This is a genomic window from Streptomyces wedmorensis, from assembly GCF_000716445.1.
Lineage (GTDB): Bacteria > Actinomycetota > Actinomycetes > Streptomycetales > Streptomycetaceae > Streptomyces > Streptomyces wedmorensis.
Map to the genome: position 1 here is coordinate 1 of NZ_JNWK01000032.1, position 15,672 is coordinate 15,672.

Annotated in this window: 15 protein-coding genes; 13 read left to right on the forward strand and 2 right to left on the reverse strand. The window is 73.9% G+C overall.

Translation table 11 applies throughout. The annotated features are described in order from the left end of the window. Positions 1–394 (reverse strand): hypothetical protein (locus OO54_RS46805; protein WP_209440901.1); only part of this gene is annotated, 394 nt, incomplete at its 3' end. Positions 395–731: 337 nt separating this feature from the next. On the opposite strand from OO54_RS46805, the gene OO54_RS23925 reads away from it, so the two are divergent. The 3 genes from OO54_RS23925 (at position 732) to OO54_RS23935 (ending at position 3,645) form a co-directional block, all read left to right on the forward strand. Further along, positions 732–1,547 carry a hypothetical protein gene (locus tag OO54_RS23925; protein WP_033206392.1) on the forward strand — a complete coding sequence of 272 codons (816 nt, stop codon included), beginning with the start codon at positions 732–734 and terminating at the stop codon, positions 1,545–1,547. Next, complete coding sequence (gene mycP / locus OO54_RS23930; RefSeq protein WP_033206394.1) at positions 1,544–2,725, forward strand: type VII secretion-associated serine protease mycosin; 1,182 nt, start codon at positions 1,544–1,546, stop codon at positions 2,723–2,725. The genes OO54_RS23925 and mycP overlap by 4 nt, the downstream gene beginning before the upstream one ends. Positions 2,726–2,913: 188 nt before the next feature. Next, complete coding sequence (locus OO54_RS23935) at positions 2,914–3,645, forward strand: SseB family protein (protein ID WP_033206396.1); 732 nt, start codon at positions 2,914–2,916, stop codon at positions 3,643–3,645. Between the two features lie 11 nt (positions 3,646–3,656). On the opposite strand, the gene OO54_RS23940 is transcribed toward OO54_RS23935, so the two are convergent. Beyond that, entirely contained in the window at positions 3,657–4,034 is a 378-nt protein-coding gene (locus OO54_RS23940; protein ID WP_017241730.1) for a DUF1844 domain-containing protein, read from the reverse strand. Positions 4,035–4,343: 309 nt separating this feature from the next. On the opposite strand from OO54_RS23940, the gene infC reads away from it, so the two are divergent. The 10 genes from infC to OO54_RS23990 all read left to right on the forward strand — a co-directional run bounded on the left by infC (position 4,344) and on the right by OO54_RS23990 (position 15,612). Next, complete coding sequence (infC, locus tag OO54_RS23945) at positions 4,344–5,075, forward strand: translation initiation factor IF-3 (RefSeq protein ID WP_078905316.1); 732 nt, start codon at positions 4,344–4,346, stop codon at positions 5,073–5,075. 124 nt (positions 5,076–5,199) lie between these two features. Then, the gene (gene rpmI, locus OO54_RS23950) at positions 5,200–5,394 is read left to right on the forward strand and encodes a 50S ribosomal protein L35 (protein WP_015032399.1); all 195 of its coding nucleotides are present in this window, start codon (positions 5,200–5,202) and stop codon (positions 5,392–5,394) included. A gap of 105 nt (positions 5,395–5,499) precedes the next feature. Further along, positions 5,500–5,886 carry a 50S ribosomal protein L20 gene (gene rplT / locus OO54_RS23955; RefSeq protein ID WP_017241732.1) on the forward strand — a complete coding sequence of 129 codons (387 nt, stop codon included), beginning with the start codon at positions 5,500–5,502 and terminating at the stop codon, positions 5,884–5,886. Positions 5,887–6,041: 155 nt separating this feature from the next. Continuing rightward, a complete protein-coding gene (locus tag OO54_RS23960) occupies positions 6,042–6,881 on the forward strand; it encodes a TrmH family RNA methyltransferase (RefSeq protein WP_033206402.1) in 840 nt (279 codons plus the stop codon). Positions 6,882–6,962: 81 nt separating this feature from the next. Further along, the gene (locus tag OO54_RS23965) at positions 6,963–8,132 is read left to right on the forward strand and encodes a sensor histidine kinase (protein WP_033206403.1); all 1,170 of its coding nucleotides are present in this window, start codon (positions 6,963–6,965) and stop codon (positions 8,130–8,132) included. Positions 8,133–8,288: 156 nt separating this feature from the next. Continuing rightward, complete coding sequence (gene pheS / locus OO54_RS23970; protein ID WP_033206405.1) at positions 8,289–9,431, forward strand: phenylalanine--tRNA ligase subunit alpha; 1,143 nt, start codon at positions 8,289–8,291, stop codon at positions 9,429–9,431. Next, a complete protein-coding gene (pheT, locus tag OO54_RS23975; protein WP_033206407.1) occupies positions 9,431–11,959 on the forward strand; it encodes a phenylalanine--tRNA ligase subunit beta in 2,529 nt (842 codons plus the stop codon). Before pheS ends, pheT begins: the two co-directional genes overlap by 1 nt. A 297-nt stretch (positions 11,960–12,256) precedes the next feature. Then, a complete protein-coding gene (locus OO54_RS23980; protein WP_033206410.1) occupies positions 12,257–13,324 on the forward strand; it encodes a PP2C family protein-serine/threonine phosphatase in 1,068 nt (355 codons plus the stop codon). A 351-nt stretch (positions 13,325–13,675) separates the two neighbouring features. Then, complete coding sequence (locus OO54_RS23985) at positions 13,676–15,019, forward strand: NsdA family TPR-like regulatory protein (protein WP_033206412.1); 1,344 nt, start codon at positions 13,676–13,678, stop codon at positions 15,017–15,019. A gap of 62 nt (positions 15,020–15,081) precedes the next feature. After that, a complete protein-coding gene (locus tag OO54_RS23990; RefSeq protein WP_033206415.1) occupies positions 15,082–15,612 on the forward strand; it encodes an NUDIX hydrolase in 531 nt (176 codons plus the stop codon). The last annotated feature ends 60 nt before the right edge of the window (positions 15,613–15,672 follow it).

Consider the following 15,672-nt stretch of genomic DNA (forward strand, 5'->3'; position numbering starts at 1 on the left):
CCGCCAGCCCCCTGGCCCCCGCCGCCACCCCGGCGCCCGCTTCCGGCTTGGCGCCCGCTTCCGGCCTGGCACCTGCCTCCGGCCCGGCGCCCGCCTCCGGCCCGGCGCCCGCCTCCGGCCCGGCGCCCGCCTCCGGCACGGCCCCGGCCCCGGCCTCGCGCCCGGCTTCGCCGCCCGCCCCCGCTCCGCGGGCCGGCTCCGCCCAGGCGCCCGTCCCGGCTGCGCCCGTCTCGGCTGCCCCGCCGATGTCACCCGCTCCGGCTGCGCCCGTCCCGGCTGCGCCCGTCCCGGCTGCGCCCGTCCCGGCTGCGCCGCCGGCGCCTCCCGTCCCGGCCCCCTCCGGGGCCGCCCCCGCCGTGGAGACGACCGCCCGCCTCCGCCCGATCCGTCCCACGGACCCCGACCCGCGCCGGCTGCCCGGCACCGGCCGGACGGCCGAGGCGCACCCGGCGCCCGCTTCCACCGCGAAGCCCCCCTCAGACCCGGGCGCCCAGCCGTCGGCCCGGCCCGCAACCCCGCCGCGCTCCGGCTTCGGCACCCCGGCACCTTCAGACCCGGCTGCCCAGCCGTCGGCACGGTCCACCACCCCGCCGCGTCCCGCGTCCGCGCCCGTCGGGTCGCCCCGCCCCGCTTCCGCGTACGTCGGTTCGGCCCCCGCCGCGCCGCCGCGGCCGGTGGCGGCGCCGCTCGGTCGGGCCGCGGCGGGGCCGGGCGGGGCGTACGGACTTGGTGTGCCCGGCGCGCTGCCGCCCGAGACGCCGGTGGAGACGACCACGCGGCTGCGACCGGTGCGGGAGCGGAGGACCGGGCGGACGCTGGCGGCGGCCGCGTGTGCCGTGCTGGGGATGGGGCTGATCGGCGGGGCGCTGGCGGGGGTGTGGCTGGCGGCGGCCGAGCCGGGGGCACCCGTCGAGCCCCTGGGGTACGCGGAGGGGAAGGAGCTCTGGCACAACGCGCCGGTGGACACCCTCTTCCCGAGGACCGTCGCGGGACCGGGCGCGGGGCCGGGGGCGGCCAAGCGCACCTGGACGCGGATCGTCGTCGCCCCGGACGCCGCGTGTTCGCCCGCGGTCCTGGCGAAGGGCCTGCTCGCCACGCTCAAGCCGCTGGGCTGCGAGCGCGTGCTGCGCGCCACGTACACCGACGCCACCGCGACCGGCGTGATCACCGTGAGCCTCGTGTTCACCCGTGCCGAGGCGACCGCGCAGCGCGACCTCGGCCGTGACCTGACCGCCCGGCTCGGGCAGGACGTGCCGCCGGCCCTCGCCGGGCCCGGCACCGTGGCGGCCCGCTTCGGCGCCGGGCAGCGCGCGAGCTGGTGGCTGACCGCACCCGCTGAGCTGCCCGTCGTCGTCACCGCCGTCTCCGGCTTCGCGGACGGGCGGACCGTCGACCGTCCGATCCCCGCCGACCAGGCGATGGGCAAGGACCGAACGGACGCCGTCGCCCAGTCCGGCCTCGGCCACGAGGCCAAGGGCATGGCGAAGCGCATGGAGTTCCTGCTGCGCAACAGCGCCATGGCGGCGGTGGAGGAGAACGACCGGTGACCCGACCCTCCCGGCGCCGGGCGCGCGCCGCCGCGGCCGTCCTGTTCGCAGCCGGCTTCGCCGTCCTGCCCGCGACCACCGCACCGGCCTACGCCGACACCATCAGGGCCCGGCAGTGGGGGCCGGAGGCCCTGCACACGGCCGAGGCCTGGCGGACCACCAAGGGCGAGGGGATCACCGTCGCCGTCCTCGACACGGGCGTCGACGCCCAGCACCCCGACCTCGAGGGCTCCGTGCTGCCCGGCCACGACCTCATCGGCTTCGGGGCGACCCGGGGCGACCGCGCGTGGGCCCGGCACGGCACCGCCATGGCCGGCATCATCGCCGGGCACGGCCACGGTCCCGGTGACGGGGACGGCGTCCTCGGCATCGCCCCGGACGCCGAGATCCTGCCGGTGCGCGTCATCCTCGAAGGCACCGACAAGGCCCGCGACAAGGCGCGCAAGACCCGCGGCACCGCCCTCGCCGAGGGCATCCGCTGGGCTGCCGACCACGGCGCGGACGTCATCAACCTCTCGCTCGGCGACGACTCCAAGTCCGCCCACCCCGACGCCGGCGAGGACGCGGCCGTCCAGTACGCCCTCGCCAAGGGGGTCTCCGTCGTGGCCTCCGCCGGCAACGGCGGCGAGAAGGGCGACCACATCTCGTACCCCGCCGCCTATCCCGGCGTCATCGCGGTCACCGCCGTCGACCGCTTCGGCACCCGTGCCTCCTTCTCCACCCGCCGCTGGTACGCCACGGTCAGTGCCCCCGGCGTCGACATCGTCATCGCCGACCCCGACCGCCGCTACTACGAGGGCTGGGGCACCAGCGCCGCCGCCGCGTTCGTCTCCGGCGCCGTCGCCCTGGTCAGGGCCGCGCACCCCGACCTCACGCCGGCCCAGATCAAGCAGCTGCTCATCGACACCGCCCGCAGCCGCCCGGAGGGCGGCCGCAGCGACGCCAAGGGGTACGGCACCGTCGACCCGGCCGCCGCCATCAAGGCCGGCACACGGCTGAAGGGCGCCGACCCCAAGAACGCCACCGCCGGCTACCGGGGCACCCACTTCGGCCCCGGGCCCGTCGCCGCCCCCGAGGAAAGCCGCTCGTTCGGCCTGCTCGCCCCGGTCGCCGGCGGTCTCGGCGCCCTCCTGCTCCTGACGGCCGTCGCCCTCCGGCGCACCCGGCGCACCCCGTAGGGCTCCAGGCTCCCCGACGCGCACGACGACCCGGGACCCAAGACCCGGCCCGACGACCCGGGGTTCCGAGAACGGGGTCCTCGCGACCCGGGGTTCCGAGAACGGGGCCCCGCGACCCGGGGTTCCGAGAACCGGGTCCTCGCGACCCGGCGGGTCGTGGCGCCCGGCGTGGCGGTTAGGCTCGGTGCGTGGCGCTCAAGAACATTCCGGACCCCGGTTTCTCCGACGACGACGGCACCGCCGACCCGCGGCTCGCCGCGGCCCTCGCGGCCTGGGCGGAGGACAGAACCGCCCACGGCCCGGTCCTGGAGGCACTCAAGGGGGCCCGACTGCTCGTCCCCGTGGTCGCCGTCCTCGGCGAGGTCGAGACCGACGAGAACGGCCTGCGCCGCGAGAAGACCAGCGACATGGCGGTCCCCACGCTCACGGCCGGCGACCGGCGGGCGCTGCCCGCGTTCACCTCGATCGCCTCGCTCGCCCTGTGGGACCCGGAGGCCAGGCCCGTCGCCGTCCCGCTCCACCAGGCGCTCCAGGCGGCCGCGCACGAGAAGGCGGACACGGTCGTCCTGGACCTCGCGGGACCCGTGCCGTACCAGCTGACGGGCCCGCTGCTGCTCGCCCTCGCCGAGGGCCGTTCCAGCGCGGACCCGCTCGACGACCCCGCCGTACGGGAAGCGGTGCGGGCCGCCGTGGCCGCCGAACCGGCGGTGCTGCGGGCCCACCTGGGCCCGGGTGCCGCCGACGGGACCCTCGCCCTGGTCCTCGCCGAGGACGCCTCTCCGGCGGAGTCCGCCCAGCGTGTGGCCCGTGCGCTGGCCGCCGACGAGACGCTGAGGGCCCGCCTGGTGCGGGGCCTCGACCTGGCACTCCTGCCGGCCTCGGCCACCCCTCCGGGCGAGCCCTTCTACGTCAAGAAGTAGGCGGTACGGGCTCAGCCGTACACGGGTCCCGTGTACTTCTCGCCCGGTCCCTGGCCCGGCTCGTCCGGGATCAGGGAGGCCTCGCGGAAGGCGAGCTGGAGGGACTTCAGGCCGTCCCGCAGGGGAGCGGCGTGGAACGAGGAGATCTCGGTCGCTCCGGCGTCCAGGAGGCCGGCGAGGGCGTGCACCAGCTTGCGCGCCTCGTCGAGGTCCTTGTGCTTGTCGCCCTCCTCGGTGAGCCCGAGCTTCACCGCGGCGGCGCTCATCAGGTTGACGGCGACGGTCACGATCACCTCGACCGCCGGTACCTCCGCGATGTCGCGGGTCATGGATTCGAAGTCGGGGGTTTCGGGGGAGTCCGCGGACTCGTTCTGGGGCGTCTCGCTCATGCCTCACACGATAAGCCGCCCGGAGTGCCTCCTCGCCGCCCCGCCCGCGTTCGCGTATGGGCACGGCTCCTGCTAACCTTGTGTAACGACCGGCCGGACACCTGTGTGCCCGGCCCACAAGTGGAGGCTCCGTACTCCCACCTGACCGCCCTCACGGGTGGCGGGTCACCGGTCAGGTGGCGCCCATCGTTCCGTACGGACGATGGAGCCACCCGATGTGCGCCCCGCGGTTGACCGCGGCGGTGCTCCGGTATTTCCGTGGAGCCCCGCCTGTGTCCCGTCCGGGGCGTTTTCCATGTTCCGGCGCGGTTGGTCAGAAACAGACAGTGCGCGTCCGTCCGCCAGGCGGTCGCGTGGTGCTACCGAGGAGGATCCATCAGCGCCGAGCCCCGCATCAACGACAGGATTCGCGTTCCCGAGGTGCGACTTGTCGGACCCAGCGGCGAGCAGGTCGGGATTGTTCCGCTTGCCAAGGCCCTGGAGCTCGCACAGGAGTACGACCTTGACCTGGTCGAGGTCGCGGCGAACGCCCGTCCGCCCGTGTGCAAGCTCATGGACTACGGGAAGTTCAAGTACGAGTCGGCCATGAAGGCCCGTGAGGCGCGCAAGAACCAGGCGCACACGGTCATCAAGGAGATGAAGCTCCGGCCGAAGATCGACCCGCACGACTATGACACCAAGAAGGGTCACGTCGTCCGGTTCCTCAAGCAGGGCGACAAGGTCAAGATCACGATCATGTTCCGTGGTCGTGAGCAGTCCCGCCCCGAGCTCGGTTTCCGGCTGCTTCAGCGGCTGGCGTCGGACGTCGAGGAGCTTGGCTTCATCGAGTCCAACCCGAAGCAGGACGGCCGGAACATGATCATGGTTCTCGGCCCGCACAAGAAGAAGACCGAGGCCATGGCCGAGGCGCGTGAGGCCCAGGCCGCACGCAAGGCCGAGCGCCAGGGCGTCGCCTCCGACGAGGCTCCGGTCGCCGAGGCCCCGGCCGCCGAGGCTCCGGTCGTCGAGGCCGAAGCTCCGGCCGAGACCCCCGAGGCGTGACCCGACGGGCTGCCAACCAGGCAGCCCCGGGCCCCGCCCGGAACCACCAAACGAAGAACTGACGCTCCCGGATGTCCGGTGTCCGCACCGGACGGGAGCGCCACTGACGAGGAGATACGGCGCGATGCCGAAGAACAAGACGCACTCCGGTGCCAAGAAGCGCTTCAAGGTCACCGGCTCCGGCAAGATCCTGCGCGAGCGCGCCGGCAAGCGCCACCTGCTCGAGCACAAGTCGTCCAAGCTGACGCGTCGCCTCACCGGCAACGCCGAGATGGCCCCGGGCGACGCGGCCAAGATCAAGAAGATGCTGGGCATCTGATCTGATCACCCGCCCTCGGCGACGAGGGCTTCCGGCCAGGTCCGGGACCCATTCGTTTTTCGGGTCGTGTGAGTCCAACCACGACCCCGCTACAAGGAGTTAAAAGTGGCACGCGTCAAGCGGGCAGTCAACGCCCACAAGAAGCGCCGGGCGATCCTCGAGGCGGCCTCCGGCTACCGCGGTCAGCGTTCGCGCCTGTACCGCAAGGCCAAGGAGCAGGTCACCCACTCGCTGGTCTACAACTACAACGACCGCAAGAAGCGCAAGGGCGACTTCCGTCAGCTGTGGATCCAGCGCATCAACGCCGCTGCCCGCCAGAACGGCATGACGTACAACCGCCTCATCCAGGGTCTGAAGGCCGCCAACATCGAGGTGGACCGCAAGATCCTCGCCGAGCTGGCCGTCAACGACATCAACGCGTTCGCCGCGCTGGTCGAGGTCGCACAGAAGGCCCTCCCGGCCGACGTCAACGCCCCGAAGGCCGCCGCCTGATCTTCCAGGCCGCAGTACTTCTGCCCGGACCCGCAGGCGCGCACGCGCCTGCGGGTCCGGGTGCTTCACCCCCCTGAGGGACCCGCCGCATCCGGTCCCCGCCGTTCCCGGACCCCGACGCCCGCCCGGCCACGAAGAGAGAACCGCCGCACCTCATGGTCACCCCCGAGCTGATCTCCCCGCGTTCCCCGCGTGTCGTCGCCGCCCGGCGGCTCGCCAAGCGCAACTTCCGGGGCAAGGACCGCCTCTTCATCGCCGAGGGCCCGCAGGCCGTCCGCGAGGCCGTCGAGCACCGCGGCTCCACCGGCGAGCCCACCCTCGTCGAGCTCTTCACCACCGTCGAGGCCGCCGAGCGCTACGCCCCGATCATCGAGGCCGCGCTCGCCTCCGGCGCCCGCGTCCACCACGCCTCCGACGCCGTCCTCGCCGAGGTCTCCCAGACCGTCACGCCACAGGGCCTCGTCGGCGTCTGCCGGTTCCTCGACTCGCCGTTCGAGGACATCATCGCGGCCCGTCCCAAGCTCGTCGCCGTCCTCGCCCACGTACGCGACCCCGGGAACGCCGGCACGGTGCTGCGCTGCGCCGACGCGGCCGGCGCCGACGCCGTCGTCCTCACCGACGCCTCCGTCGACCTCTACAACCCCAAGTCCGTACGTGCCTCCGTCGGCTCCCTCTTCCACCTGCCGGTGGCCGTGGGCGTCCCCGTCGAGCAGGCCGTCGCCGGGCTGAAGAGCGCGGGCGTGCGGATCCTCGCCGCCGACGGAGCGGGCCAGGACGACCTGGACGACGAACTCGACGCCGGCACCATGGGCGGCCCCACCGCCTGGATCTTCGGCAACGAGGCCTGGGGACTGCCCGAGGAGACCCGGGCGCTCGCCGACGCCGTCGTACGCGTCCCGATCCACGGCAAGGCCGAGAGCCTGAACCTCGCCACCGCCGCCGCGGTCTGCCTGTACGCCTCCGCCCGCGCCCAGCGCCCCCGAACCTCCGCCTGAAGGGTCCATTCCGCCCCTCTCGCCCAGTAGAGTGACGCACTCGGGGGCCCACTGCGCTACACGAAGGGGTGGGGAACGGGGATGACGGTCGGCACGGACAGTCCCGCACAGGCACGGAGCGCCGCGCCGCACGCCCCGGAGCCGCCGGGACCAGGACCGGACGCGGACGCGCCCGACCCCCCGGTGTCCGCCGCCTTCGCCGGCCTCGACCCCGACGACCTGCCCGACGGGCTCGTCATCGCCGACGAGACCGGCCGGGTCGTCGGCTTCAACGCCGCGGCCAGCCGGATCACCGCCGTCCCCGCCGACCGGGCCCTCGGCCTCCCGCTCGACCAGGCCCTGCCCCTCGAAGACCTCAAGGGGCGCCGCTGGTGGGCGCTGACCGACCCGTACGGCGGGCTCGCCATCCGCCGCGGCCAGCCCGAGCGCAACCTGCTGCTCCCCGGCGGCCGCGAGGTCCTCGTCTCCGCCCGGTACGTCCGCGAGCACCCCACCGGACCCGTCCGCCGGGTCGTGGTCTCGCTCCGCGGCACCGACGCCCGGCGCCGCACCGAGCGCAGCCACGCCGAGCTCATCGCCACCGTCGCCCACGAGCTGCGCTCCCCGCTCACCTCGGTGAAGGGCTTCACCGCCACCCTCCTCGACAAGTGGGAGAGGTTCACCGACGAGCAGAAGCGGCTGATGCTGGAGACGGTCGACGCCGACGCCGGCCGCATCAAGAGGCTCATCGCCGAACTCCTCGACATCTCCCGGATCGACTCCGGCCGCCTCGAAGTGCGCCGCCAGCCCGTCGACCTCGCCGCCGCGATCGGCCGCCACATCCAGGTCCACACCACCGGCGGCCAGCCCCCCGGCCGCTTCTTCGTCCGGATCAGGCCCCAGCTGCCCGCGCTCTGGGCCGACCCCGACAAGATCGACCAGATCCTCGGCAACCTCCTCGAAAATGCCGTGCGCCACGGCGACGGAACCGTCACCATCGAGGTGGCACCCGCCACGGCGGGAGAGGACGGAGAAGAGGGGACGGAGGTCACCGTGAGCGACGAGGGACCCGGCATCCCCGAGGCGTCGATGAACCGCGTCTTCACCCGCTTCTGGCGGGGCAGCAAACGCGGCGGCACCGGACTCGGCCTCTACATCGTCAAGGGCGTCGTCGAGGCCCACGGCGGCACCATCACCGTCGGACGGGGCCCCCGCGGCGGGGCCGAATTCCGATTTATCCTGCCCGTCGGCACCCCGGCCCATCTCCTCTGACGTCTCAGCAGACGAGACCGCACGAGATCAGAGGCCGCCCGGGTCGCCCACGGGCTCATTCGCGTCCCCGCGCCCCGTTAGACTCGTCCTTTGGCACGTTTGCGCCCTTGACGTCGAGCGGGGCCGCCCAGCCAGCCAACGGAAGCACGGGAAGAGATGTCCGCACCCAATAAGTCGTACGACCCGGTTGAGGTCGAGGCACTGAAACCGGAAGAGATCGAGCGCATGCGGGACGAGGCGCTCGCCGCCTTCGCCGCCGCGGGCGACCTCGACGCGCTCGCGCATGCGAAGACCGCGCACACCGGTGGCACCTCGCCGCTGGCGCTCGCCAACCGGGAGATCGGCGCCCTGCCGCCGCAGGCCAAGGCCGCCGCCGGAAAGCTCGTGGGCCAGGCCCGCGGCGTCGTCTCCAAGGCGCTCGCCGCCCGCCAGACCGAGCTGGAGGCCGAGCGTGACGCCCGCGTCCTCGTCGAGGAGGCCGTCGACGTCACCCTGCCGTACGACCGCGTCCCGGCCGGTGCCCGCCACCCGCTGACCACGCTCATGGAGCGCGTCTCCGACGTGTTCGTCTCCATGGGGTACGAGGTCGCCGAGGGCCCCGAGGTCGAGGCGGAGTGGTTCAACTTCGACGCCCTCAACTTCGTGCCGGACCACCCGGCGCGCCAGATGCAGGACACCTTCTTCGTCCAGGGAACCACCCCGGAGGGAACGGGTGTCACCACGGGCGACGAGTCCGGCGTCGTGCTGCGGACCCACACCTCGCCGGTCCAGGCCCGCACGCTCATCGACCGGGAGCCCCCGGTCTACGTCGTGTGCCCCGGCCGCGTCTACCGCACCGACGAGCTCGACGCCACGCACACTCCGGTCTTCCACCAGATCGAGCTGCTCGCCGTCGACGAGGGCCTCACCATGGCCGACCTCAAGGGCACCCTCGACCACATGGTCCAGGCGCTCTTCGGCCCGGACATGAAGACCCGGCTCCGCCCGAACTTCTTCCCCTTCACCGAGCCGTCCGCCGAGATGGACATGCTCTGCTACGTCTGCCGCGGCGAGTCCGTCGGCAACCCGGAGCGTCCCTGCCGCACCTGCGGCAGCGAGGGCTGGATCGAGCTCGGCGGCTGCGGCATGGTCAACCCGAAGGTGCTCATCGCCTGCGGCGTCGACCCCGAGAAGTACAGCGGATTCGCCTTCGGGTTCGGCATCGAGCGGATGCTGATGTTCCGCCACAACGTGGAAGACATGCGAGACATGGTCGAGGGTGACGTCCGGTTCACCCGGCCGTTCGGGATGGAGATCTGATGCGGGTCCCGCTTTCTTGGCTGCGGGAGTACGTCGACCTGCCGGCGACGGAGACCGGCCGCGACGTCCAGGCCAAGCTCATTTCGGCAGGCCTCGAGGTCGAGGCCGTCGAGCGGCTCGGCGCCGGCCTCTCCGGCCCGCTGGTGGTCGGCAAGGTCCTCACCATCGAGGAGCTGACGGAGTTCAAGAAGCCCATCCGCTTCTGCACCGTCGACGTCGGCCAGGCCAACGGCACCGGCGAGCCCCAGGAGATCATCTGCGGCGCGCGGAACTTCGCCGTCGGCGACAAGGTCGTCGTGGCCCTGCCCGGCGCCGTGCTTCCCGGTGACTTCCGGATCGCCGAGCGCAAGACGTACGGCCGGGTCTCCCGGGGCATGATCTGCTCCGGCGACGAGCTCGGCATGGGCAGCGACGGCACGCACGGCATCATCGTGCTGCCGCCGGAGCACGAGGTCGGCATCGATGCCACGGTCCTCCTGGAGCTGTTCGACGAGGTCCTCGACATCGCCGTCACCCCGGACCGCGGCTACTGCCTCTCGATGCGCGGCGTCGCCCGTGAGGCCGCCACCGCCTACGGCCTGCCGCTGCGCGACCCGGCGCTCCTCGACGTGCCCGCGCCGAACTCGTACGGCTACCCGGTCCAGGTCTCCGACCCGGTCGGCTGCGACCGCTTCACCGCGCGCACGGTCGTCGGCCTGGCGCCCGAGGCCCGCTCCCCGATCTGGCTGCAGCGCCGCCTCCAGAAGGCCGGCATGCGCCCGATCTCGCTGGCCGTCGACGTCACCAACTACGTGATGCTGGAGCTCGGCCAGCCGCTGCACGCCTACGACCGCAACCGGCTCGACGGCCCCATCGGGGTCCGCCGCGCCGAGGCCGGCGAGAAGATCACCACCCTCGACGGCACCGTGCGCGTCCTGGACGCCGCGGACCTGGTCATCACCGACAACCGCGGCCCGATCGGCATCGCCGGTGTCATGGGCGGCGCCCACACGGAGATCGCCGACCCGGAGACCGACGCGGAGACCGGCTTCGTCACCGGCACCTCCGAGGTCGTCATCGAGTCCGCGCACTTCGACCCGATCTCGATCGCGCGCACGGCCCGCCGGCACAAGCTGTCCTCCGAGGCGTCCAAGCGCTTCGAGCGCGGTGTCGACCCGCAGGCCGCCGCCGCTGCCGCGCAGCGCACCGTCGACCTCCTCGTGCTGCTCGCGGGCGGCACGGCCGAGGCCGGGGTCACCGAGGTCGCGGCCCCGTCCGCGCCCCGGACCATCGCCATGCCGGCGAACCACCCGGACAAGGTCGCGGGCGTCGACTACGGTCGCGAGACCGTCGTCCGCCGCCTCCAGGAAGTCGGCTGCGACGTCTACGGCCAGGACGAGCTCGTCGTCACCGTGCCCTCGTGGCGCCCCGACCTCAGCGAGCCGAACGACCTCGCCGAGGAGGTCATCCGGCTGGAGGGCTACGAGAACCTGCCCTCCACGCTGCCGAAGCCCCCGGCCGGCCGCGGCCTCACCGAGCGCCAGCGCACCCACCGCCGTGTGGGCCGCGCCCTGGCCGGCGCCGGCTACGTCGAGGCGCTGAACTACCCGTTCATCGGCGAGCAGGCGCTCGACCAGCTCGGCCTGGACGCGGACGACGCCCGCCGTCGGGTCGTGACCCTGGTCAACCCGCTCTCCGACGAGGAGCCCGCGCTCCGTACGACGCTGCTCCCGGGCCTGCTCGGCGCGCTGCGTCGCAACGACAGCCGCGGCAGCCACGACCTGGCGCTCTTCGAGACCGGTCTGGTCTTCCGGCCCGAGGGGGAGCAGGGCGTCGCCGTCCGGCTGCCCGTCGACCGCCGTCCCACCGACGAGGAGATCGCCGGCGTCAACGCCGTGCTGCCCCGGCAGCCGCGTCGCGCCGCCGTCGTCCTCGCCGGCGCGCGCGAGCAGGCCGGCTGGTGGGGCAAGGGCCGCCCGTCCGACTGGGCGGACGCCGTCGAGGCCGGCCGGACCGTGGCCGCCGAGGCCGGTGTGGAGCTGATCATCAGCGCCGACCAGCACGCCCCGTGGCACCCGGGCCGCTGCGCGGCCTTCCACGTCGAGGTGAACGGCGAGAAGGTCCTCGTCGGCCACGCCGGCGAGCTCCACCCGCGCGTGGTGAAGGCGTACGGCCTGCCGGCCCGCAGCTGCGCGATGGAGATCGACCTGGACCTGCTCGAGCAGGCGAACGAAGGCCCGCTGCGGGCTCCCCGCATCTCCGCCTTCCCGGTCGCCACCCAGGACGTCGCCCTGGTCGTCGCCACCGAGGTCCCGGCCGCCGAGGTCGAGGCCGCGCTGCGCGAGGGGGCGGGTGAACTCCTGGAGTCCATCCGGCTCTTCGACGTGTACACCGGCGACCAGCTGGGCGAGGGCACCAAGTCCCTCGCGTACGCGCTGAAGTTCCGCGCCACGGACCGCACCCTCACGGTCGACGAGGCCAGCGCGGCCCGCGACGCGGCCGTCGCCCTGGCGTCCGAGCGCACGGGAGCCGTCCTGCGCGGCGCCTGACGCGCGAGCACGACACCAGGAGGGCCGCCCCGGGAACGCACCCGGGGCGGCCCTCCGCCGTTTCCCCGACGGTCCCCGGTCCGGAACCGGCGCACACCGGAGCGGGTCTCGTCCTGCTGTGCGCGTGGCGGAGCCCTGGCGAAGGGCGGCGCGCGGGGGGTGCTCACTCCTTCGGGTGAGATCGGCGGCGGGTGTTCCCCGGTGACCCGTACGGTCGGCAGAATCGACGCGGCCACAGGGGCGGACCTGTGGGCCGCAGGGCCTGAGGGCGCTGTCGGGGCTCGGGAAGGGCCGTGCATGATCCGTACCAGGTCGTTGCTCGCCGATGGCTCCCGGCTCCGCCGGCTGGCCCCGCTCGCTCTGCCGTCCGCATGGGGTGCGGTGGCTGTGGCATGGAAGTTCGGGTGTCCGCTGGCCCGGCAGCCGGGGCTGCCGATGAGGATCGCCACGAGCGTCGTCTTCCTGACCGTGGGTACCGGCCTGGTTCTGGGAATCCAGCGGGGGCTCGCCCGTGAACTGGCCCGGGCGCGGGCCGTCGCGGCCGCCACCCAGCGCGTGCTGCTGCGGCCGCCGCCGGACCGGCTGGACGGACTGGCGCTGGCCGCGGGGCAGTTGTCGGCCACCCGGGGCGCGTCCGTCGGCGGCGATCTGTACGAGGCGGTGGCCACGCCCCACGGGATGCGGATCGTCATCGGAGACGTCAGGGGCCACGGCCTCGCGGCGCTCGGCGCGGTGGTGGCGGTGCTCGGCAGCTTCCGCGAGGCCGCCCATGACGAGCCCGAACTGGGCGGAGTGCTACGGCGGTTGGAGCGTGCCCTCGAACGGCACCTGAGGGAACGGGCGCGGGACGAGCATCCGGCGCGGGCCGGTTCGGAGCCGCGCCATCCGGCGGCGGAGGAGTTCGTGACGCTGCTGCTCCTGGAGGTCCGGTCCGACGGGCGGCTGTCCGTGTTCAACTGCGGTCACCCCGGCCCGTACCGCCTCGGCCGGAGGGTCGAGCGGCTCCCGGTCGGGGACCCGCTCCCGCCGCTCGGGGTGCTTCCGCTGCCCGCCGTCCTCGTGCCGTACACGGCGGCCCGGCTGCTGCCCGGCGAGACGCTGGTCCTGCACACCGACGGTGCCGAGGAGGCCCGTGACCGGCGGGGGCGGTTCTTCGCGCTCGACGCCGCCCTGGCCGGGGCGGCCGCCGAGTCACCCGCGGCCCTGGTCCGCCGGGTCCACGCGGCGCTGCTGCACCACACGGGCGGCCGGCTCGCGGACGACGTGGCGCTGCTCGTCGTGCGCAACGACCGTGTCCGGGTGCCGGCGCAGCCCGCCGAACCCGGGCTGCGCCGCTCCCGGCCCACGCCCTCCTCCCACTGTTGAGCGGAGGCCGTGGGGCCGGCGCCGCCCGCCCCGCCACGGAGTGTCGGGCAGATCAGCGGGGCGGGCGACGCGGACCGGGCGGCCGCACTGTTCGAGGGGGAGCCGGCGGCCCGGTCTTCGCCTTGCGGCGAGAAGCACAGTCAACCGGGGGCGGGGCGGGCGCGGCAGAGTACGCGGACCGGTGGAACGGGTACTTCGTTCACACCCCGTGCGAAACCGGGCCGTTCGACGTCGACCCGGCCTAAGTCGGCTCATACGAAAACAGCCCGTACGGCGTGGACCCGTATGAATTCGGCCACCTGCGGGACCCGCCCGGCCCTAGGGTGTCTGCACCGAGTCACCGGAGGGGCCATGCAGCCCAACACCCTGCTCGACGCCCTGCTGGACGAGGCGGGCGTCTCCCATGCCGGCCTCGCCGCCCGGGTGAACCGGGCCGGCCGGGCCAGGGGTCTCGCCCTGCGCTACGAACACACCGCCGTGGCCCGCTGGTTGAAGGGCCAGCGGCCGCGAGGTCAGGTGCCCGACCTGCTCTGCGAGGTGCTCGCCGCCCGGCTGCACCGGCAGGTGACCCTGGACGACATCGGCCTGGGGGTGCCGGGCGGACCGCCCCCGGCGCTCGGCGCGCCGCTCTCCGGCTTCGTGGAGCGGGCGCCCGCCCTGTGGCGCTCCGACGAGCAGCGGCGGCCGCACACGCTCGGAGCGCAGGCCGTCACCGGCACGCCCGCGGTGATGCCGGTGTGGGAGTGGGAGAACCCTCCGGAGGACGCCGACGTGTCCCGCGTGGGGCGGGGGACGAGCGTGTCGGCGGCCGACATCTCGGTGCTGAGCGCGGCCCGTTCGCACTACGAGCAGATGTACCGCAGGGCCGGTGGCATCGCGACCCGGGCCCGGATCGTCGGCTTCCTCACCACCGAGACCGCCCCGCTGCTCAGGGGCGCGTACAGCGATGCCCTCGGCCGGCAGCTGCACCGGGCCACCGGGGGCCTGGTCGCGGTGGCCGGAATCTGTGCGTACGACGCCGACGCGCACGGTCTCGCCCAGCGCTACTTCCACCAGGCCCTGCGGCTCGCGAAGGCCAGCGGGGACCGGGGCCTCGGCGCCTATGTGATCGCGCTGCTCGTCAACCAGGCGCTGTTCATGGCGGAGTACCGGCAGGCGGTGGCGTTCGCCGAGGCGGCGCTGCGGGCCGCGGGCCGGCAGATCACCCCCGCGCTCGCCGCCGATCTGACGGCGATGCAGGCGAAGGCGTACGCCCACCTCGGCGACGGGACGGCCGCGCTCGCCTGCATCCGGCGGGCCGAGGCGGCGGCGGACCGGATCAGCCCGGGGGAGGAGCCGGCGGAGACGGGCTACGTCCAGCCGGGGTTCGTCAACGTCCAGGTCGCCGAGGCCCTGCTCCGTCTGGGGGATCTCCCGGCGGCGCACGAGCACGCCTCGGCGGCGGTCGGCACTCCTTCGCACGACCGGGGCCGGGTGCACCGGCTCGCCATGCTGTGTCAGATCGAGCTGCGGCAAGGGGAGGCGGACGGGGCCGCGCGCATCGCGGTCGAGATGACGGAGCGGGCGCGGGGGATGGAGTCGCGGCGGCTCCGGGACCGGCTGCGCGAGGTGCGGGAGCACCTCCTGGCGAGCGGCGGGCATGACGCCCGGGAGGCGGCGGCGTTGATCGAGGGGGCTCTGCGCGTTCCCCTGTGAGCCTGCAACTGCTGCGATATTGCCACCAAACGAGCACCGACCAGTCGGAAGGTGGCAAGAACGTGCAGTGGACGAAACTGAGCGAACGCTCGGTGTATGAGAATCGCTGGTTCCAGGTGAACCTCGCGGACGTCGAACTCCCGGACGGCCGCCACCTCGACCACTATCTGATCCGGCTCCGTCCGGTCGCCGTCGCGACCGCGGTCAACGACGCGGACGAAGTCCTGATGCTCTGGCGCCACCGCTTCATCACCGACAGCTGGGGCTGGGAGCTGGCCGCCGGCGTCGTCGAGGACGGCGAGGACATCGAGGCCGCCGCCGCCCGCGAGATGGAGGAGGAGACCGGCTGGCGGCCGGGGCCGCTGCGCCACCTCCTCACCGTCGAGCCCTCCAACGGCCTCAGCGACGCCCGCCACCACCTCTACTGGGCGGAGCGGGCCACCTACACCGGACCGCCCGAGGACGCGTTCGAGTCCTCGCGGCGGGCCTGGGTCCCGCTGAAGCAGATACCCGACATGATCACGCGGGGCGAGATACCGGCCGCCAACATGGCCGCCGGGCTGCTGATGCTCCACCACCTGCGCCTCGGCTGAGCCTTTCCGAGGGGCCGGACAAAAGGCCGGACGGCCCGTACCTGTGCGGGTGTACGGGCC

What these genes read in the sequence shown, in the direction of transcription:
- OO54_RS23940 (WP_017241730.1), bottom strand. Translation starts at nt 4,034, where the DNA reads ATGAGCGAGACGCCCCAGAACGAGTCCGCGGACTCCCCCGAAACCCCC.
- rpmI (WP_015032399.1), top strand. Translation starts at nt 5,200, where the DNA reads ATGCCGAAGAACAAGACGCACTCCGGTGCCAAGAAGCGCTTCAAGGTC.
- OO54_RS23960 (WP_033206402.1), top strand. Translation starts at nt 6,042, where the DNA reads ATGGTCACCCCCGAGCTGATCTCCCCGCGTTCCCCGCGTGTCGTCGCC.
- OO54_RS23965 (WP_033206403.1), top strand. Translation starts at nt 6,963, where the DNA reads ATGACGGTCGGCACGGACAGTCCCGCACAGGCACGGAGCGCCGCGCCG.
- pheS (WP_033206405.1), top strand. Translation starts at nt 8,289, where the DNA reads ATGTCCGCACCCAATAAGTCGTACGACCCGGTTGAGGTCGAGGCACTG.
- pheT (WP_033206407.1), top strand. Translation starts at nt 9,431, where the DNA reads ATGCGGGTCCCGCTTTCTTGGCTGCGGGAGTACGTCGACCTGCCGGCG.
- OO54_RS23980 (WP_033206410.1), top strand. Translation starts at nt 12,257, where the DNA reads ATGATCCGTACCAGGTCGTTGCTCGCCGATGGCTCCCGGCTCCGCCGG.
- OO54_RS23985 (WP_033206412.1), top strand. Translation starts at nt 13,676, where the DNA reads ATGCAGCCCAACACCCTGCTCGACGCCCTGCTGGACGAGGCGGGCGTC.